15 protein-coding genes are annotated in these 13,487 nt (G+C 67.0%); 8 read left to right on the top strand and 7 right to left on the bottom strand.

All coding sequences use genetic code 11. The features are described 5' to 3' along the window. Positions 1–19 precede the first annotated feature (19 nt). Positions 20–1,360, top strand: coding sequence for an argininosuccinate synthase (gene argG / locus ACSFBF_RS14720; protein ID WP_093051703.1), 1,341 nt, complete (start codon positions 20–22; stop codon positions 1,358–1,360). 80 nt (positions 1,361–1,440) lie between these two features. Here argG and ACSFBF_RS14715 read toward each other — a convergent pair whose 3' ends face one another. Both ACSFBF_RS14715 and murB read right to left on the bottom strand, forming a co-directional pair. Further along, entirely contained in the window at positions 1,441–2,283 is an 843-nt protein-coding gene (locus tag ACSFBF_RS14715; protein WP_435468125.1) for a glycine-rich domain-containing protein, read from the bottom strand. 4 nt (positions 2,284–2,287) lie between these two features. Next, positions 2,288–3,340, bottom strand: coding sequence for a UDP-N-acetylmuramate dehydrogenase (murB, locus tag ACSFBF_RS14710; protein WP_435468123.1), 1,053 nt, complete (start codon positions 3,338–3,340; stop codon positions 2,288–2,290). Between the two features lie 45 nt (positions 3,341–3,385). On the opposite strand from murB, the gene ACSFBF_RS14705 reads away from it, so the two are divergent. Both ACSFBF_RS14705 and ACSFBF_RS14700 read left to right on the top strand, forming a co-directional pair. Next, positions 3,386–3,871 carry a YajQ family cyclic di-GMP-binding protein gene (locus ACSFBF_RS14705; RefSeq protein ID WP_435468121.1) on the top strand — a complete coding sequence of 162 codons (486 nt, stop codon included), beginning with the start codon at positions 3,386–3,388 and terminating at the stop codon, positions 3,869–3,871. A gap of 11 nt (positions 3,872–3,882) precedes the next feature. Continuing rightward, the gene (locus ACSFBF_RS14700) at positions 3,883–4,527 is read left to right on the top strand and encodes a retropepsin-like aspartic protease family protein (RefSeq protein WP_435468119.1); all 645 of its coding nucleotides are present in this window, start codon (positions 3,883–3,885) and stop codon (positions 4,525–4,527) included. Between the two features lie 10 nt (positions 4,528–4,537). Here the strand turns inward: ACSFBF_RS14700 and ACSFBF_RS14695 are convergent, their stop codons facing one another. Genes ACSFBF_RS14695 through ACSFBF_RS14685 form a run of 3 tightly spaced genes read right to left on the bottom strand, consistent with a single transcriptional unit; the run spans position 4,538 to position 6,081 of the window. Further along, complete coding sequence (locus ACSFBF_RS14695) at positions 4,538–4,891, bottom strand: RidA family protein (RefSeq protein WP_093051722.1); 354 nt, start codon at positions 4,889–4,891, stop codon at positions 4,538–4,540. Between the two features lie 12 nt (positions 4,892–4,903). Further along, the gene (gene plsY / locus ACSFBF_RS14690; protein WP_435468117.1) at positions 4,904–5,542 is read right to left on the bottom strand and encodes a glycerol-3-phosphate 1-O-acyltransferase PlsY; all 639 of its coding nucleotides are present in this window, start codon (positions 5,540–5,542) and stop codon (positions 4,904–4,906) included. Positions 5,543–5,586: 44 nt separating this feature from the next. Further along, positions 5,587–6,081, bottom strand: a complete 495-nt coding sequence (locus ACSFBF_RS14685) for an aminoacyl-tRNA deacylase (RefSeq protein WP_435468115.1) — start codon at positions 6,079–6,081, stop codon at positions 5,587–5,589. Positions 6,082–6,226: 145 nt separating this feature from the next. Here ACSFBF_RS14685 and ACSFBF_RS14680 point away from each other — a divergent pair, with 145 nt between their 5' ends. After that, positions 6,227–6,772, top strand: coding sequence for a hypothetical protein (locus ACSFBF_RS14680; RefSeq protein WP_435468113.1), 546 nt, complete (start codon positions 6,227–6,229; stop codon positions 6,770–6,772). A gap of 3 nt (positions 6,773–6,775) precedes the next feature. Here ACSFBF_RS14680 and ACSFBF_RS14675 read toward each other — a convergent pair whose 3' ends face one another. Further along, the gene (locus ACSFBF_RS14675; RefSeq protein WP_258353773.1) at positions 6,776–7,837 is read right to left on the bottom strand and encodes an aldo/keto reductase; all 1,062 of its coding nucleotides are present in this window, start codon (positions 7,835–7,837) and stop codon (positions 6,776–6,778) included. 126 nt (positions 7,838–7,963) lie between these two features. Between ACSFBF_RS14675 and ACSFBF_RS14670 the strand changes: the two genes are divergently transcribed. Then, on the top strand, positions 7,964–8,893 hold the full coding sequence (locus ACSFBF_RS14670; protein WP_435468110.1) for an alpha/beta fold hydrolase: 930 nt from the start codon (positions 7,964–7,966) through the stop codon (positions 8,891–8,893). Between the two features lie 3 nt (positions 8,894–8,896). On the opposite strand, the gene ACSFBF_RS14665 is transcribed toward ACSFBF_RS14670, so the two are convergent. Beyond that, the gene (locus tag ACSFBF_RS14665) at positions 8,897–9,916 is read right to left on the bottom strand and encodes an aldo/keto reductase (protein WP_435468108.1); all 1,020 of its coding nucleotides are present in this window, start codon (positions 9,914–9,916) and stop codon (positions 8,897–8,899) included. A 136-nt stretch (positions 9,917–10,052) separates the two neighbouring features. Between ACSFBF_RS14665 and ACSFBF_RS14660 the strand changes: the two genes are divergently transcribed. From ACSFBF_RS14660 to ACSFBF_RS14650, 3 genes are all read left to right on the top strand, one after another. Next, positions 10,053–10,952 (top strand): LysR substrate-binding domain-containing protein, encoded by a 900-nt coding sequence (locus ACSFBF_RS14660; RefSeq protein WP_435468106.1) that lies wholly within the window; start codon positions 10,053–10,055, stop codon positions 10,950–10,952. 113 nt (positions 10,953–11,065) lie between these two features. Continuing rightward, positions 11,066–11,899, top strand: a complete 834-nt coding sequence (locus tag ACSFBF_RS14655; RefSeq protein WP_435468104.1) for a MetQ/NlpA family ABC transporter substrate-binding protein — start codon at positions 11,066–11,068, stop codon at positions 11,897–11,899. Next, the gene (locus ACSFBF_RS14650) at positions 11,896–13,248 is read left to right on the top strand and encodes an LLM class flavin-dependent oxidoreductase (protein ID WP_435468102.1); all 1,353 of its coding nucleotides are present in this window, start codon (positions 11,896–11,898) and stop codon (positions 13,246–13,248) included. Before ACSFBF_RS14655 ends, ACSFBF_RS14650 begins: the two co-directional genes overlap by 4 nt. Positions 13,249–13,487: the final 239 nt, after the last annotated feature.

The following is a 13,487-nucleotide window of genomic DNA, read 5'->3' as shown; positions in this document are numbered from 1 at the left end:
CTAACCGGACCTCCCTGACATGTCGACCATCCTCCAAAACGTTCCCGCCGGCCAGAAGGTCGGCATTGCCTTCTCGGGCGGCCTGGACACCAGCGCAGCGCTCCACTGGATGCGCAACAAGGGCGCGATCCCCTACGCCTACACCGCCAACCTCGGCCAGCCCGACGAGCCCGACTACGACGAGATCCCGCGCAAGGCGATGCTCTACGGCGCCGAGAACGCCCGCCTGATCGACTGCCGCGTGCAGCTGGCCAACGAAGGCATCGCCGCGCTGCAGGCTGGCGCCTTCCACGTGACCACCGCCGGCGTCACCTACTTCAACACCACGCCGCTGGGCCGCGCGGTCACCGGCACGATGCTGGTGTCCGCCATGAAGGAAGACGACGTCCACATCTGGGGCGACGGCAGCACCTACAAGGGCAACGACATCGAGCGCTTCTACCGCTACGGCCTGTTGACCAACCCCAACCTCAAGATCTACAAGCCCTGGCTCGACCAGGTCTTCATCGACGAGCTGGGCGGCCGCGCCGAAATGTCGGCGTTCATGCAGAAAGCCGGCTTCGCCTACAAGATGTCGGCCGAAAAGGCCTACTCGACCGACTCGAACATGCTCGGCGCCACGCACGAGGCCAAAGACCTCGAGCACCTGAACAGCGGCATCCAGATCGTGCAGCCCATCATGGGCGTGGCCTTCTGGAAGGACGAGGTCGAAGTCAAGCGCGAAACCGTCTCGGTGCGCTTCGAAGAAGGCGTGCCCGTTGCGCTGAACGGCGTTCGCTACGCGAACCTGGTCGACCTGATCCTCGAAGCCAACCGCATCGGCGGCCGCCACGGCCTGGGCATGAGCGACCAGATCGAGAACCGCATCATCGAGGCCAAGAGCCGCGGTATCTACGAGGCTCCGGGCCTCGCGCTGCTGTTCATCGCCTATGAACGCCTCGTCACCGGCATCCACAACGAAGACACCATCGAGCAGTACCGCGACAACGGCCGCCGCCTCGGCCGCCTGCTGTACCAGGGCCGCTGGTTCGACCCGCAAGCCATCATGCTGCGCGAGACGGCGCAACGTTGGGTGGCGCGCGCCATCACCGGCGAAGTGACGGTCGAGCTGCGCCGCGGCAACGACTACTCGATCCTGAACACCGAATCGGCCAACCTCACGTACAAGCCCGAGCGCCTGAGCATGGAAAAGGTCGAGGGCGCGTTCACGCCGCTGGACCGCATCGGCCAACTGACGATGCGCAACCTCGACATCGTCGACACGCGCGAGAAGCTGGCGATCTACACCCGGGTCGGCCTGCTGTCGTCGGGCGAAGGCGCTTCGCTGCCGAAGCTGGCCAACGACGGCGACGCAAGCTGATCGCCGCCTCTGCCTCTTCAGCGAGGCAGAAACGACAACGGGCCCCTCGGGGCCCGTTTTTCATTGTTGCGCTGCGAGGGTCAGTCGCCGCCGCCTCCACCGCAGCCACCGCCACACCCACCACCGCCGTCGGACGAGCCGCCTCCATCGCTGGAGCCGCCATCGCCGCTGCTGCTCGACGACTCGCTGCCGCCGAACCCACCGGCATCGCCCGCGCTGCCTCCATCCGACGAAGACGATTCCCCGAAGCTGGTGCCGCACTGGGCGTCCGAGCCGATGTACCGCTCGACCGCCCGGCAGTCGGGCACATAGTGAAAGCCGCCATCGATCGCGAACTTGACGTCCAGCGCAAACAGCAGCGGCAGGCGCGCCGGCTTGCGCGGATCGATGCTCTCTTCCTTGCAGGCCCAATACCAGGTGCGGCGCAGGCCGTCGTTGCGCCGGGCATCCTTGCCCAGCACCTCCGCCGGGCTGTGGTGCAGCATGCCGCCGAAGGCCGCCTTGCACCAGTTCTGGTAGCCCTGCGTGTGCAGGATGAACTCGTGCCAGGCCGTGTCGACCACCTTCGAAGGCATCGCCACGAACTTGCGCTCGCTGCGCAGGTGCGCCATGAAGAACTGGCGCAGGCCGCGCAGCACCAGTTCGGCATCGCGCCGGCTGAGTTGCGGGTGCGCTTCGCACAGCTTGCCGACGAGGAAGGGCGGCAGTCGCGCCTCGCGGATGAACTGGCGCCGCAAGCTGGTTTCGAGAAACTTGAGCACCGCCGAGAACAGCAGCGCCACCACGATCACAGCCACCACCGAGCCCCAGCGGCGCGAGCCCAGGAACAGGGCGAGCAGCGCAATGAGCGGCACCGCCCGCCGGGCCCATAGCAGCGCGCCGATGCGGCGGCGGAAATTCAGGTGCAGAAAGTCGAGACCCATGCCGTCAGACGACCACCGGCTCCGGCTCCAGCCGGATACCGAAACGCTCGTACACGCTGGTCTGGATGGCCTTGGCCAGAGTCATCACTTCGCCGCCGGTCACCGGGTTCTCGCGGCCGCCGCGGTTGACCAGCACCAGCGCCTGCCGCTCGTACACGCCGGCATTGCCCACCGACTTGCCCTTCCAGCCGCAGGCATCGATGAGCCAGCCGGCTGCCAGCTTGATGCTGCCGTCGTCCATCGGGTAGTGAACGATCTTGGGGTCGCGCGCAATGATGTCGGCGCATTGCTCGGGTGTGACGGTCGGGTTCTTGAAGAAGCTGCCGGCGTTGCCCAGCACGCGCCAGTCGGGCAGCTTGGCGCGGCGGATGGCGCAGATCCAGTCGAAGACGTCCTGCGCGCTCGGCGTGAAGTTGCCGGCTTCTTCCATCTTGCGTTCGAGGTCGAGGTAGCCGACCACGGCCTTCCAGGGCTTGGGCAAGCGAAAGCGCACCCGGGTGATCACCGCCCTGCCCGCCAGGCCGAAGTCGTTCGGGCCGCTGCGCACGTGCTTGAACACCGAGTCGCGGTAGCCGAAGGCGCATTGGGCGGCGTCGAGCGTAAAGCTGCGGCCGGTTTCCAGGTCGAAAGCGTCGAGTGAATCGAAGCGGTCTTGCAGCTCGACCCCGTAGGCGCCGATGTTCTGCACCGGCGAGCCGCCCACCGTGCCCGGAATCAGGGCCAGGTTTTCCAGCCCCGGGTAGCCGCTGCGCACCATCCACTCGACGGCGTCGTGCCAGATCTCGCCGGCACCGGCCTCGACGATCCAGGCGCGTGGCGTTTCTTCCACCAGCCGCAGGCCCTTGATCTCGATCTTCAGCACCAGCGGCTTGACGTCGCCCGTGAGCACGATGTTGCTGCCGCCGCCCAGCACGAACCGGGGCGCGTCGCGCCATGTCGGATCGGCGCGCAGCGCAATCAGGTCGGCCTCGCCTGCAATGCGCGCCAGATGCTGCGCACGCGCGACGATGCCGAAGCTGTTGTAGGGCTGCAGCGGGACGTTGGACTCCACGATCATGGGAGAATTGTCGCATCCAGCACCAGTGAATTCAGGAGAGAGTCCATGCCGTCCTTCGATACCGTCTGCGAGCCCAACCTGCCCGAGGTGAAGAACGCGGTCGAGAACACCGCCAAGGAAATCGGAACGCGCTTCGATTTCAAGGGTACGGCCGCCGCCGTCGAGCTCAAGGACAAAGAGATCACCATGATCGGCGACGCCGAGTTCCAGCTCGTTCAGGTGGAAGACATTCTGCGCAGCAAGCTCACCAAGCGCAGCGTCGACGTGCGCTTCCTCGACAAGGGCGACGTCCAGAAGATGGGCGGCGACAAGGTCAAGCAGGTCATCAAGGTCAAGAGCGGCATCGAAAGCGAGCAGGCCAAGAAGATCACCCGCATCGTCAAGGACAGCAAACTCAAGGTGCAGGCGGCGATCCAGGGCGACGCAGTGCGCATCACCGGCGCCAAGCGCGACGATCTGCAAGCCGCCATGGCGCTCATCAAGAAGGACGTGTCGGACATGCCGCTCACGTTCAACAACTTCCGCGACTGAGCGGCTCCTTCATGAAAGCCCTCGTCGTCGCAGCGCAGCTGCTGGCTGCCGCTGCAGTGGCGCATGCCGCCGGCTCGGTCACCCTGACCGGCAGCATCGGCAGCCGCGCGATCCTGATCGTGAACGGCAACCCGCCCAAGACCGTGGCGGTCGGCGAGAGCTACCAGGGCGTGAAACTGCTCTCGCTGCAGGCCGAGCAGGCCGTGGTCGAACTCGACGGCAAGCGCGTCAGCCTGCGCATGGACACGCCGGTCAGCATCGGCGGCGGGGGTGGCTCGGGCGGAGGCGGAAACCGTGTCGTGCTGTCGGCCGACAGCCGTGGGCATTTCATGACGCAAGGCGCCATCAACGGCCGGCCGGTCACGTTCATGCTCGACACGGGCGCGACGGCCGTCGCGCTCTCGGCCGACGACGCCCAGCGCATCGGGCTCGACTACAGCAAGGGCGAGCGCGTCATGATGAACACCGCCAACGGCGCGACGACGGGCTACCGGCTGCGCCTGCAATCGGTGCGCGTGGGCGACGTCGAGGTCTACGACATCGACGCCATCATCTCGCCGCAGGCCATGCCCTTCGTGCTGCTGGGCAACAGCTTTATCAACCGCTTCTCGATGCGGCGCGACGCGGACCAGATGGTCCTCGAGAAGCGGTACTGATCGCAGCCGCTCAGGCCTGCGCGGCCGTCACCACGATCTCGATCTTGTAGGCCGCATTGGCCATCTTGGCCTGCACGGTGGCACGCGGCGGCGTGTTGCCGGCCGGAATCCAGGCGTCCCACACCTCGTTCATTGCCGTGATGTCGGTGATGTCCGCCAGGAAGATCTGCGTCATGAGAATGCGCGACTTGTCGCTGCCGGCCTCGGCCAGCAGGCGATCGACCATGCCCAGCACCTGCGTGGTCTGGCCGCGGATGTCCTGCGAGGTGTCGTCGGGCACCTGGCCCGCGAGGTAGATGGTGCCGTTGTGCACGGCCGTCTCCGAGAGACGGGGGCCGACGTGGAAGCGGGTGATGGAGGCCATGGTGTTCTTTCTTCAGTCCTGTTTCTTCTTGGAGCCGAGCTTCGACTCCGTGCCGGCCGCGAGCCGGCGGATGTTTTCGCGGTGCCGCCAGATCAGCAGCAGGCTCATGACGATGAGCGCGATCAGCACTGTGCGGTCGAGCGTCCACGCGATGCCGCCGCCGATCAGATAGTAGGCCGGTGCGAAGAAGGCCGCCACCAGCGAAGACAACGACGAGTAGCGGAAAAAGACCGCAATGATCAGCCAGGTGGCGCCAGTCGCCAGCCCCAGCCAGGGCGCAATGCCCACCAGCACGCCCGCCGCGGTGGCCACGCCCTTGCCACCCTGGAAGCCGAAGAACACCGGATACAGGTGGCCGAGGAACGCCGCCAGGCCAGCCAGCGCGGCAACGCCCTCTCCCAGCCCCCACTGCGCGCCGAACCGGTGAATCAAAAACACCGGCACCCAGCCCTTGATAGCGTCGAGCAGCAGCGTGGCCAGCGCCGCGCCCTTGTTGCCCGAGCGCAGCACATTGGTGGCGCCGGGGTTCTTGCTGCCGTAGCTGCGCGGATCGGCCATGCCGAGCGCCTTGCTCACGATGACCGCGAAGGACAGCGAGCCGATCAGGTACGACGCCACGATGGCGATGAGGGAAGGCAAGTTGAAACTCAAGACGGCACTCCGCGGGGGATGGTTGTTGTTCTGTTCGGCGCCGGCTATTCTGCCAGCGCACACTGCACGGGCTTCGCGCCCAGCAGCTCCACGCACACCTGCGGATCGATGCCGATCAGGTAGCCGCGGCGCCCGCCGTTGAGCACGATCCTCGGCAGTTCGAGGACGGTCGACTCCACGTACACCGGCATCTCGCGCCGCGTGCCAAACGGCGAGGTGCCGCCCACCATGTAGCCGCTGTGCCGCTGCGCCACTTCGGGCTTGCAAGGCTCGACCGACTTGGCGCCGATCTGCCGCGCGAGGTTCTTGGTAGACACCGTGCGGTTGCCGTGCATCAGCACGATCAGCGGCTTGGCGTCCTGGTCTTGCATCACCAGCGTCTTGATGACGGTGAACGGGTCGAGCCCGAGCATCTCGGCGCCGCGCTGCGCGCCGCCGTGCTCGACGTACTCGTAGGGGTGCTCGGTGAAAGTGATCTTGTGCGCGCGCAGCAGCTGGGTGGCGGGCGTCTCGGAGGTGTGGGTGCTTTTCTTGGCCATCGCGGTGGCAATTGCGGGTTCAGGATCGCTTCAGAAAACCTGGCGTTCCACGGCAAAAAATCTGCCGCACTACATTGAATTCCGGTCCAGCCATGCAGCATACGCCAGCCCCGGTGGCCACGGCTTCGTTCTACCTCGGGCACCGATGCGCCGCCCCGCCCTGACCGTGCTCGTGCTGGCCGTGGTGGCGATGCACGCAGCGGTGCTCTGGCTGCTGCTGGTCGCCACGCAGCCGCATGGCCGCAAGACCGTTCCGGTGAAGCGGATGGTCATGGAGGTGGTGCAGGTCGAGGCCCCCGCGAAGGCCGAGCCCCCTCGAACCACGACTACGGCCACACGCGCGACAACCACTCGCATGCCCCGAGCTGCTCGCGGCAAGGCGACCACCGCCCCCGCTGCACCAGCCACAGAATCGCCGCAAACCACAACGAGCCCAGCGCCACTGATCCTTCATTCGGAAAGCACCCGCCGCGCCCTGCGCGACATCGGCCGCGAACGCTCCTTCGCCGACCGTGCCGGCCAGGACCTCAACGGCAGCCCACGCTCCGCATTCGATTCCAGGTTGAGCGCAGGCGTCGCAAGCTCTGCACACGGCGACTGCATGAAAGGCCAGTTCAAAGGCAGCAACATGGGCCTGCTGAGCCTGCCAGCCCTCGCGCTGGCCGCCGCCCAAGGCGAGTGCGGCCGTTGAAAATTACGCCGCGGGGTCGCGGATGTCCCAGCGGATCTTATCGATCTCCGCCAGGATTTCCGGCGACAGCGTCGTGCCGTACACATCCAGGTCTTCTTCCAGCTGCGCCACCGAGGTCACGCCGATGATCGTGCTCGCCACCTGCCACTTCGTGTAGCAGAAGGCCAGCGCCAGCTGAGTCGGCGTCAGGCCGTTGTCGCGGGCCAGCTGGTTGTAGCGCTTGGCCGCGCGCAGCGAATCGGGGCGGCCCCAACGCTGCTTGCGCACCGATTCGTAGCTTGAAATACGCGCGCCCTTCGGCGCATCCGGCCCCTCGATGCCGCTCTGGTCGTACTTGCCCGTCAGCAGGCCGAAGGCCAGCGGCGAGTACGCCAGCAGCGACACGCCCAGCCGGTGCATCGTCTCGTCCAGCCCGTTCTCGTAGCCACGGCTGATGAGGCTGTACACGTTCTGCACCGTCGCCACGCGCGGCAGCCCGTGTTGCTCGGCCAGCCGCACGAACTCGTGCACGCCGTAGGGCGTTTCGTTCGACAGGCCAATGGCGCGCACCTTGCCCGCCTTCACCAGCTTGCCCAGCGCCTCGAGTTGCTCGTGGATCGGCGTCTTCGAGGTTTCCTTCGCCGGGTCGTAATACATGTTGCCGAACAGCGGCACGTGGCGCTCCGGCCAGTGGATCTGATAAAGGTCGATGACGTCCGTGCGCAGCCGCTTCAGGCTGGCGTTGCACGAGGCTTCGATGTCGGCCGCCGTCATGCCGCTGCCTTCGCGCACCCAGGGCATGCCGCGCGAGGGGCCGGCCACCTTGGTCGCGACCACCAGCTTCTCGCGCGCGCCGGGGTTGGCGGCGAACCAGTTGCCGATGATGGTCTCGGTGACGCTGTAGGTTTCCTTGCGCGTGGGCACCGAGTACATCTCGGCGGTGTCGATGAAGTCGACGCCGCGCTCGAGCGAGCGGCTCAGGATGGCGTGGGAGGTGGGCTCGTCGACCTGTTCGCCGAAGGTCATCGTGCCAAGGCAGATCGGGGTGACGTGCAGGTCGCTTTGACCGAGTTGGATCTTTTTCATGCGCGGGATGCTACCGCCCCGCCCCACACCCCGCTGGCCGCCCCGTCAAAACCCGAGCGTTCCGCCCCCACCCGCTGTCCTGTGCCGGACTGCGTCAGCACAAAGGCCTCCTTATCATCGACGTCCATGTACCAAGCCCTCCGCCCCTCCCGCAGCGAATTCGTGCCCGTGCGCAACCTCAGCTACCACGTGCGCCTCTGGGGCCAGCCCTCCGACACGCGCCCGCCGCTGGTGCTGGTGCATGGCTGGATGGACGTGGCCGCATCGTGGCAGTTTGTGGTCGATGCGATGGAGGAAGACCGCTTCATCATCGCCCCCGACTGGCGCGGCTTCGGCCTGACCGATGGTGGCGGTGTCGACAACTACTGGCTCGCCGACTACCTGGCCGACCTCGAATGGCTGCTCGACCACTACGCGGGCGAGGATGACAACGCAAGGCAAGTCGACCTCGTCGGCCACAGCATGGGCGGCAACGTCGCCATGCACTACGCCGGCGTGCGGCCCCAGCGCATCCGCCGCCTCGTCAATCTCGAAGGCTTCGGCATGCCCGCGCGCAAGCCCGAGGAAGCACCCGCGCGCTACGGCCAGTGGATCGACGAGCTCAAGCGCCTGCACAGTGGCGAGATGGCGCTGGCCGGCTATTCGGCGGTGGACGGCGTGGCGCGCCGCCTCATGAAGACCAACCCGCGCCTCACGCCCGACAAAGCCAACTGGCTGGCCAGCCACTGGTCGGTGAACCATGCCCAGCCCGACGGCAGCGAACGCTGGCAGATCCTCGGCGAGGCGGCGCACAAGATCGTCAACGCGCACATCTTTCGTGTGGACGAAACGCTGGCGCTCTACGCGCGCATCACCGCGCCGCTGCTGATGGTCGAGGCCTCGGACGACAGCCTGCAGGGCTGGTGGAAGAACCGCTACACGCTCGACGAATTCCACGAGCGCCTGAAGTCGGTTGCCGACACCCGCATCGAGCGCCTCGAAGACGCGGGTCACATGCTCCACCACGATCAGCCGCAGCGCGTGGCGCGGATGATCGAAGAGTTCCTGGCGAACTGAGGCTCAGGTGCGGCGCGGCTCGCTGTCCAGGCTCGCCATCTGCGCCGCCGCATAGCGGTCGCCGGCTGCGGCGCCCTTCGGTACCGCGCGCTCGATGGCCGCGAAATCGTCGGCCGCCAGCTTCACGTCCAGCGCGCCCAGCGCTTCTTCCAGCCGCGTGCGTTGCCGTGCACCGATCAGCGGCACGATGTCGTCGCCCTGCGCCGCCACCCATGCAATGGCGATCTGCGCGACGGTAACGCCCTTGGCCTCGGCGATCTTGCGCAGCGCATCGACCAGCGCGAGGTTGCGGTCCACGTTCTCGCCCTGGAAGCGCGGGCTGTGCGCCCGAAAATCCTTCGCGCCCGCCGCATCCTTCTTCCAGTGCCCGCTGATCAGGCCGCGCGAGAGCACGCCGTACGCGGTGATGCCGATGCCCAGCTCGCGACAGGTCGCGAGAATGTCGTCCTCGATGCCTCGCGAGATCAGCGAATACTCGATCTGCAGGTCGCAGATCGGGTGCACAGCCGCCGCCTTGCGGATGGTCTGCGAGCCCACTTCCGACAGGCCGATGTGACGCACGTAGCCTGCCTTCACCAGGTCGGCGATGGCGCCGATGGTGTCCTCGATAGGCACGTTCGGGTCGAGCCGCGCCGGGCGGTAGATGTCGATGTGGTCCACGCCCAGGCGCTGCAGCGAGTAAGTAGCGAAGTTCTTCACCGCCGCTGGCCGCGCGTCGTAGCCGACCCAGCCGCCGGCCGGATCGCGCAGGCCGCCGAACTTCACGCTGACCAGCGCCGCGTCGCGCTGCGAGCCCTTGAGGCCCCTGAGCGCCTCGCCGATCAGCATTTCGTTGTGGCCGCTGCCATAAAAGTCGCCGGTGTCGAGCAGCGTGATGCCCGCGTCCATTGCGGCGTAAATGGTGGCGATGCTTTCCGCGCGGTCCGAGGGGCCGTACATGCCCGACATGCCCATGCAGCCGAGGCCGAAGGCGGAGACCCTGGGGCCGTTCATGCCCTTGGTGCCGAGTTGAAGTGTCTTCATTGCAGTGTCCTTTCTGACTTTCTGGCTGTGGCCGGACGCGGCTGCGAACGGCATGGCGCTAGTCTGGAAGGAATCGTCCCGTTCGATAATCCGTCCGGCAGCGCACGGGTTGTGCAGGAAAACGCACAATCCCGCCATGACCGACCCCGATCTTTCCGACCTCGGCGCCTTCGTGGCCGTGACCCGGGCGCGTGGCTTTCGCGGTGCCGCAGCTCTGCGCGGCGTATCGCCCTCCTCGCTCAGCGAGGCCATGCGGCGGCTCGAAGCGCAACTCGGCGTGCGGCTTTTGAACCGCACGACGCGCAGCGTCACACCCACCGAAGCCGGTCAGCGGCTGCTGGACCGCATCTCGCCTGCGCTCGACGACATCGCGGGTGCGCTCGACACGCTCAACAGCTTTCGCGACAGCCCCACCGGTACGCTGCGGCTGAACGTGCCGACGATCGTGGCGCAGCGCGTGCTGCCGCCGCTGGCCAGCCGATTCCTGGCGGAGCACCCGGGCATCACGCTGGAGATCACGACCAACGACACCTTCATCGATGTGCTCGCCGCAGGCTTCGACGCCGGCATCCGCTACGACGAGAGCATTGCGCGCGACATGATCGCCGTGCCCCTGGGCCCGCGCACACAGCGCTTCGTGGCCGCGGCATCGCCGGCCTACCTGGCCGCACGCGGCACACCCAAGCACCCGACCGACCTGCTCCAGCACGCCTGCATCGCCCACCGCTTTCCGAGCGGCGTGCTCGCGACATGGGGCTTCGTGCGCAAGGGCAAGGCCATCAAGATCACGCCGGTCGGGCCGCTGATCTCGTCGATGCTCGACCTCGGACTGCACGCCGCCGAGTCGGGCCTGGGCGTGATCTACACCTTCGATGAATACCTGCGGCCCTCAATCGACCGCGGCACGCTGATGCCCGTGCTCGAAGACTGGTGGCAGAGTTTTTCAGGGCCGTTCCTGTACTACCCGAGCCGCACGCACATGCCTGCGCCGCTGCGCGCGTTCGTTGACTTCCTGAAGAGCGAAGCCGGTGGCTGAGGCTGCTTCGATATTCGACGAGCGGATATAGAAGCGCGCGAATCTTCGTTCGCGCCGCCGGCACCGCGGCCTAGAGTGCCCAGCTCCCTTTGCCTCCCCCGGAGTTGCCTGTCATGCGCTTTTCTTCGCGCGCGCCCTCGCTGGCGCGCTGGTCCGCCCCGCTGCTCGGCAGCCTTGCCCTGAGCCTGCTTCTCCAGGTTTCCGCCCACGCCGCCGACCTGCGCGTGGGCTTCATGCCCGGCCCGTACCGCGATGCCTTCACGAACGGCATCGAGCCCCAGCTGAAGAAACTGGGCTACACCGTCAAGTACGTCGAGTTCAGCCAGGGCGTGCAGCCCAACGATGCGGTGGAGCGCGGCCAGATCGACGCCAACATCTTCCAGCACACGCTGTACCTCAACGCCACCAACAAGCAGCAGGGCTTCGACCTCGTGCCGGTGGTGCATGTGCCAACGCCGCCGATGGGCCTGTACTCGCAGCGCCACAAGTCGCTCGATGCGGTGCCCGACGGCGCCACGGTCACGCTGCCGTCCGACCCGGTGAACGCGGCGCGCGCACTCAACATCCTCGCGGCCATCGGCTGGGTCACGCTCAAGCCGGGCGTGAGCCCGCTCGCGGTTTCGGAGCGCGACATCGTGAACAACCCGAAGCGCCTGAAGCTGGTGCCGCTCGAAGCCGCGCAGGCCCCGCGCTCGCTGGCCGATGCAGACATTGCCGCCGTGCAGGGCAACTTCGCAGTGGCCTCGGGCCTGAAGCTCACCGATGCGCTCAAGCTCGAGAACATGACGCTGCCCTATGTGAACGTGGTGGCCGTCAAGCGCAGCAACGAGCAAGCCCAGTTCGCAAAAGACATCGCGGCGGCCTACCAGTCGGCCGAGTTCCAACGCTTCTTCAGGGCCAACCCGACATGGGCCGGCTACCGGCTGCCCGACTACTTCTCCCAATGAGCCTTTCGAACAGCCCCAGGCCCCGGCAACTGCACCTCAACGTCAACATCCTGCATTCGGGCTTCGTGCCCTCGGCCTGGCGCCTGCCGGAGAGCGATCCGTGGGCCTTTGCCGACATCCAGCACTACATCCGCACGGCGCAGATCGCCGAGTCGGCCAAGCTCGATGCGGTGTTCCTCGCGGACAACGCGGCCATCGTCGACCAGATCAACTTCCGCCCGATCACCGCGCTGGAGCCCACGGTGCTGCTGGCCTGCGTGGCCGCGGCCACCACGCACATCGGCCTGATCGCCACCGCCTCGACCAGCTACAACGAGCCCTACAACATCGCCCGCCGCTTCGCCACGCTCGACCATGTGAGCGGCGGCCGCGCGGGCTGGAACGTGGTGACCACGGCTGACCTGCCGTCGGCACGCAACTTCGGCCTCGACGCCACGCCCGACCATGCGAAGCGCTACGCACGCGCCTCGGAGTTCACCGACATCGTGAAGGCGCTGTGGGACAGCTGGGAAGACGACGCCTTCATCGGCGACAAGGCCACCGGCAGCTTCATCGACACGGCCAAGGTGCACCCCATTGCGCACCGCGGCGAGCACTTCGCGGTGCAGGGCCCACTGAACCTGCCGCGCCCGCCGCAGGGCCACCCGGTGCTGGTACAGGCCGGGGCTTCGGCCGACGGGCGCGAGCTGGCATCGCGCCATGCAGAGGCGGTGTTCTCGGCCTCGCAGTCGTTCGAGGAATCGCTCGCGTATGCCCGCGCGCTGAAGACGCGCGCCGCCGAGTTGGGCCGCGGCCCTGACGCAGTGAAGGTGCTCGCGGGCCTGACCACCATCGTCGGCAGCACCGAGGCCGAAGCCCTCCGCCGGCGCGACGAGCTGGTCGACCTGATCCCGTGGGACTACAGCCTGACGCGCATCGCCGGCACGCTGGGCATCACCCCCGACCGCCTGAAGCTCGACGAGCGCCTGCCTGAAGACCTCCCGCTGCCAGGCAATGGCAACGGCAACCACACCTTCTTCAACGCCGTGGTCGCGGCAGGCCGTACGCACGGCTACACAGTGCGGCAGCTGATTCGCGAACTGGCAGGCGGCGGCGGGCACCGCGTGATCGTCGGCACGCCAGAGCAGATCGCTGACGATATCGAGCGCTGGTTCAAGGCAGGTGCAGCCGATGGGTTCAACCTGATGCCAGATGCGCTGCCGCATGGGCTGCAGGATTTCGTCGACGGCGTGGTGCCGATCCTGCAGAAGCGCGGGATCTTCCGCACCGAGTACGAAGGCCGCACGCTGCGCGACCATCTGGGGCTGGCGCGGCCTGCCGGGCGGACAGCGCAGCGGCTGGCGGCTTGAGGGCTGTTGGGGGGCACCGTTGGGGGTGCGATCACGCCGATGGGGTACCTTGCTCCGCGAATGTCCTCCGGCCTGCGGCCTCCCCCTTTATTTCGCTGCGCAAGGCACCCCATCGACGTGATCGTTCAGCGCAGCGCTTGATCCAGCCGCACACCGGCAGCGCCCATGTGCGAATGGCATCGGGTGCTCCCCGCAGCGAAATAAAGGAGGAGGCCGAAGGCCGGGGGACATTCGCGGAG

Origin of the sequence: Variovorax nivicola (assembly GCF_051216475.1) — a bacterium.
Taxonomy (GTDB): domain Bacteria; phylum Pseudomonadota; class Gammaproteobacteria; order Burkholderiales; family Burkholderiaceae_C; genus Variovorax.
The sequence above is the reverse complement of the archived record's forward strand: the minus strand, read 5'-3'. Positions and strand labels throughout refer to the sequence as shown.